This window comes from Mesorhizobium sp. M1A.F.Ca.IN.020.04.1.1, from assembly GCF_003997315.1.
In the GTDB taxonomy this organism is placed as follows: domain Bacteria; phylum Pseudomonadota; class Alphaproteobacteria; order Rhizobiales; family Rhizobiaceae; genus Mesorhizobium.
In genome coordinates this window covers 1-4,547 of sequence record NZ_RZSN01000284.1, presented here as the reverse complement: position 1 = coordinate 4,547, position 4,547 = coordinate 1, and the positions used below count along the sequence as shown (strand labels likewise).

At 64.2% G+C, this 4,547-nt stretch carries 5 protein-coding genes; 1 reads left to right on the top strand and 4 read right to left on the bottom strand.

The window, feature by feature from the left end:
- Positions 1-281 (top strand): LysR substrate-binding domain-containing protein (locus tag EOA49_RS30450; protein WP_245460846.1); only part of this gene is annotated, 281 nt, incomplete at its 5' end.
- A gap of 12 nt (positions 282-293) precedes the next feature.
- Here the strand turns inward: EOA49_RS30450 and EOA49_RS30445 are convergent.
- The 4 genes from EOA49_RS30445 to EOA49_RS30430 all read right to left on the bottom strand — a co-directional run.
- Entirely contained in the window at positions 294-1,550 is a 1,257-nt protein-coding gene (locus EOA49_RS30445) for an Hsp70 family protein (RefSeq protein WP_095826490.1), read from the bottom strand.
- 172 nt (positions 1,551-1,722) lie between these two features.
- Positions 1,723-2,511 (bottom strand): TIGR02186 family protein, encoded by a 789-nt coding sequence (locus EOA49_RS30440; protein ID WP_067322676.1) that lies wholly within the window; start codon positions 2,509-2,511, stop codon positions 1,723-1,725.
- On the bottom strand, positions 2,511-3,428 hold the full coding sequence (locus EOA49_RS30435; RefSeq protein ID WP_066996707.1) for a sulfite exporter TauE/SafE family protein: 918 nt from the start codon (positions 3,426-3,428) through the stop codon (positions 2,511-2,513). Before EOA49_RS30435 ends, EOA49_RS30440 begins: the two co-directional genes overlap by 1 nt.
- A 190-nt stretch (positions 3,429-3,618) precedes the next feature.
- Positions 3,619-4,547: SEL1-like repeat protein (locus tag EOA49_RS30430; RefSeq protein ID WP_164749333.1), on the bottom strand; the 929-nt coding region annotated here is incomplete at its 5' end.

Below are 4,547 nucleotides of genomic sequence, written 5' to 3'. Positions count from 1 at the left end.
GTGAAGGGGTTCCGCCGGCCGAGTTGCAGATCTTTCTTGTTCTGCCCAGCAACGAGGCTGTGCGTCAGGCGGTGGAGGCTGGTGCCGGCGCGACTATAATTTCCGAGCTCGTCATTGCGCGTTCGCTGGCGGAAGGCAGCTTGCGATCCGTGCCGGTCATTCTGCCGAAACGCGATTTCGCCATGATTACCCATCGCGACCGGCAGGCGAGCCTCGCGCAAATGGCGCTCAAGGCGCATCTCACCGGCAAGCAGAACGCGTCGTCAACGGGGAGGGGCTAGAGCAAGGAAGCGTCAGGCGAATTTGCGCCGCGCATCAAGCGCGAGCCCAAGCCCGACCGAGCCGAACATATCGCCTTCGATAACCGAGGCCTGCGGCACCAGCGAAAGGATCCGCCGCTTTGCCAGCGGGATCGCCGTCGAACCGCCGGTGAGGAACACGGCGGTGATGGCCGAAGCGGGAACGCCTGCGTCGGCAATCGTTTGCCTGACCGTCGCGGCCACCCGTTCGATATCGCCGCCGATCGTCTCTTCCAGGCCGGCGCGCGTGATCCCGGCCGCGAAGCGTACGCCGGGCAGCGACACCTTCACCTCGGCCCAGGAATGTTCTGTCAGCGCGATCTTGGCCCGTTCGACCAGGCCGGCCATCGCATGGCCGTAACGATGCTCGACAATGTGGATGAAGCGGTCGACGAGATCGGCGCGCTCGGCTTCGAAGCGGATCTGCTTCAAATCCGACATCGCCTTCGCAGTGTAAATGAGATTGATGCGCTGCCAGGTGGCGAGGTCGATGAAATAACTTGCCGGCAGATTGCGCTTGCCGTCCTTGGTCGGGGTCAGATAGCCGAGCTCGGGCATGATATGGGCGATGCTGAGCAGCCGGTCGAAATCCGTGCCGCCGATGTGGATGCCGCGATTGGCCAATATGTCGCCCTTGCGGTCGTCCGAGCGGGCGCGCTCCGGCGAGACGCGCACGATCGAGAAGTCGGAGGTGCCGCCGCCCATGTCGACGATCAGCGCCAACTCTTCGCGGGCGACATTCTGTTCGTAGTCGAGTGCGGCCGCGATCGGCTCGAACTGGAAGGCGATGTGCTTGAACCCTTGTGCGCGCGCCGCCTTTTCAAGCTCGCTTTGCGCCTTGGCGTCGGCGTCGGCATCGTCATCGACGAACTGCACGGGGCGGCCGAGCACGACGCGTTCGACCGGGCCGCCGGCATCCTCTTCCAGCCGCTTCTTCAAATGGCTGATGAATAAGCCGATGATGTCGGTGAAGCCGATCAGGCGCGCCTTGATGCGCGTCTTCTCGTTGGCGAGCGAGCTGCCGAGAACGCTTTTCAGCGAGCGCATCAGCCGGCCCTCGACGCTGTCGGTGTAGTCGGCGATCGCGCGGCGGCCGAAATAGGTGTGGCCGTCCTCGAAGTTGAAGAAGACGGCGCTCGGCAAGGTGGGCTGTTCGCCCTCCAGTGCTACCAGTTGCGCCCGGCCGTGGCGGATCACGCCCACTGTGGAATTGGACGTGCCGAAATCGATGCCGCCGAATGCTGGATGCATAGCAGCCTCCTGTCATTGGTTTCGTCGCAGCGCATCGCCGGCGTCGAAAAACGCGCCGTCACCCGGTCGCCGGACCGCTCTGCCGAATTGAATGTGTGCTTGTCCCCGAGTTGGGAGGCGGCGACTTATCCCAAATCCGGGAACAGGGGAACCCTCATTCGCGCGAAAAACGTCAATCCTTGCGGAAAACGATGCGTCCGAGCCAGCCGGTGAGCATGGCAAGGGACACGGCGAACACGCCGTAGAGGAAGGAATAGTCGTGCGCGACGCGGAAGATCGACTGTTCGAAACCGGACTTGCGGATTTCGAGCTGGGCCGAGCTCTCCTTCACGAACATGCCGCTCTTGAACAGGAAGGCGCGTGCCTTATGGGTGCCGACCGGGATGTTGGGCGCGAGCCGGACGGTGGCCCGGAACAGGTTCTGCGACAGGAACTGGACGCCCCCGACATTCTCGCTGTAAAGGCCGGTCGCCGTCTTGCGCTCGCGAAGTGCCGAGGTGAATTCCTCGATCGTGATCGGGCTGTCGCTGGGCTCGGCCGGTTGCATGTAGAGGTTCGAAGCGCCGAGCGACAGCTGCTTGTAGCTGTTCGGCTCGGTGATGTCCTGCAGCGGGCGGGTCGTCGCCACCGAGTAGGATACCGGCACGTTCTCGAAAGTCTCCGATTCCAGATTGATCCAGACGCCGAGCACCCTGTCCTTGCGGCGCACGACGACGGGGCGGGCGGGACCCTCCAGCACGACGATGACATCGTAGCGTCCCTGGCGCGCGATCAGCGGATCGGGATTTTCGAGCGAGCCGAAAATGGTGAGGTCAGCGCCGGAAAACCCGGCGGTAATCGAAATGGCGTCGGTCGACAGGCCGATCTGGATGCTTTCCGTCGCCGGCGTCTGTGCCGCCGCCGGCAGTGCTGCGGCAGCGAGCGACAGGATGGCGGCTGCGAACGCTCTCAACGGCCCCATCAGGTCAGGCCCGCGAGCGAATAGCGATTGGGAGGCGTCACGAAGAGGTCGATGGCCAGACGGATGGCGACGGCCAGAACCAACAGCGCCAGAAGCGCCCGCAACTGCTCGCCCCGCAGCCGCTGGCCCGCTTTGGCGCCATATTGCGCGCCGGCAACGCCGCCCGCCATCAGCAGGAAGGCCAGGATCACGTCGACCGTCTGGTTCGTCGTGGCATGCACCAGCGTGGTGTAGGCCGAGGTGAAGATGATCTGGAACAGCGAGGTGCCGATAACGACGTTGGTCGGCACCTTGAGCAGGTAGATCAGCGCCGGCACCATGATGAAGCCGCCGCCGACGCCCATGATCGACGACAGGAAGCCGATTGCCGCGCCGAGGCCGAGCACCGGGATGATACTGACGAACAGCTTCGAGGCGCGGAAGCGCATCTTGAACGGCAGCCGGTGGATCCAGTTGTGCTGGCCGGATTTCTTCAGCACCGGCGCCGCGCCGCTGCGCGAGGCGCGCAGCGCGTTGACGCTCTCGACCAGCATCAGCCCGCCAACGGTGCCGAGCAGCGCGACGTAGAGCAGCGAAATGAAGAGGTCCAATTGGCCGAGCCGGCGCAGCAGCGCAAAGACATAGATGCCGGCGGTCGAGCCGACAATGCCGCCGGCCAGAAGCACTCCGCCGAGCTTGAAGTCGAGCGTGCCGCGCTTGAAGTGCGACAGCGCGCCGGAGAAGGAGGAGGCTATGACCTGGTTGGCCCCCGTGGCCACCGCGATCGCCGGCGGGATGTTGTAGAAGATCAGGAGCGGCGTGATCAGGAAGCCGCCGCCGACCCCGAACATGCCCGACAGGAAACCCACCGCCGCGCCCATCGCGAGCAGCACGAACACGTTGACGGAAATTTCCGCGATCGGGAGATAGATGCCCACCCGTCTGTCTCGATCAGTTTGCCTGTCGGCGAATGCCGCCGTCCCCGGCAGTTTCGCACCGAAAAGCCAATTTTTTCTTGCGCGGCGCGGCGCCGGGGTCAAACCCCGGCGCCGCGCCGAAACGAAAACCGTCTCAATCAGTTAACAGGCAAATCTGTGGCAAGCCGTCGCGGAAGCGACGCGCCTGCCGTTATTTGTGCGCAAGCAGCGCCTTGACGAGTGGCGCGTCGATCTCGCCGGTCGGCTTCATCTTGTTGTCGGTCTGAAAGGCCATGATCGCGTTCTTGGTCTTGTCGCCCATAACGCCGTCGGCGCCGCCGGCATCATAGCCGTTCTTATTGAGGATCAGCTGGATGTTCTTCACCGCCTTCTTCATGTCGATGCCGGCGGTGGTCTGCGGCGTGCTGTCCTGCCAGGATTCCGGAATGTCGGCCGAGTTGCTGGCCGCGTTGAGCGGCTTGGCCTTCCACAGGTCCGTGGCGGCGCGCGCCCGCTCGAGCTGCTCGGGCCTGAGCGCATTGGCGATCTCGTCGCGTTTGGCCGCAGCGTCCTTGTCGCCGGTCTTGGCGACGAGAGCGAACCATTTGTAGGATTCCTCCAGGTTCTGCTTCATGCCGACGCCCTTGGCCGAAAGGATGCCGAGATTGAACTGGCTGTCCTTGACGCCGAGGTCGGCCGCCTCCTGGAACCAGTGCGCCGCCGACTCATTGTCGGTCACGCCGTCCGCCGCCATCGCGAACAGAACCGCCAGATTGTGCATGGCGCTGGCGTTGCCCTGTTCCGCCGCGAGTTGGTAATAGGTCTTGGCTTTCTTGATGTCGCGCGCGACGCCGATGCCCTTCTCGTAAAAATTGCCGATGCGGTATTCGGCCGGTGCGAAGCCCAGTTCGGCGGATTTCTCATACCATTTGGCGGCCGCCGCCATGTCTTCCTTGACGCCGCGCGATTCCGCGTAGCGCGAGCCGATCTCGAACAGCGCCTTGGCGTCACCGCCTGCGGCCGCGTCGTGCAGCGCCACCGGACCGATATCGGCCGGGACATCGATCTTGGTGGCCGAACTTGCCGTCTGGCCGCCGCCCGGCGAGACGGTGCCCGTGGTATCGGCGGACGTGGTTGCCG

Bases quoted from the DNA above. Each gene is read 5' to 3' on its own strand.
- EOA49_RS30445 (WP_095826490.1), bottom strand. From the start codon at position 1,550: ATGCATCCAGCATTCGGCGGCATCGATTTCGGCACGTCCAATTCCACA.
- EOA49_RS30440 (WP_067322676.1), bottom strand. From the start codon at position 2,511: ATGGGGCCGTTGAGAGCGTTCGCAGCCGCCATCCTGTCGCTCGCTGCC.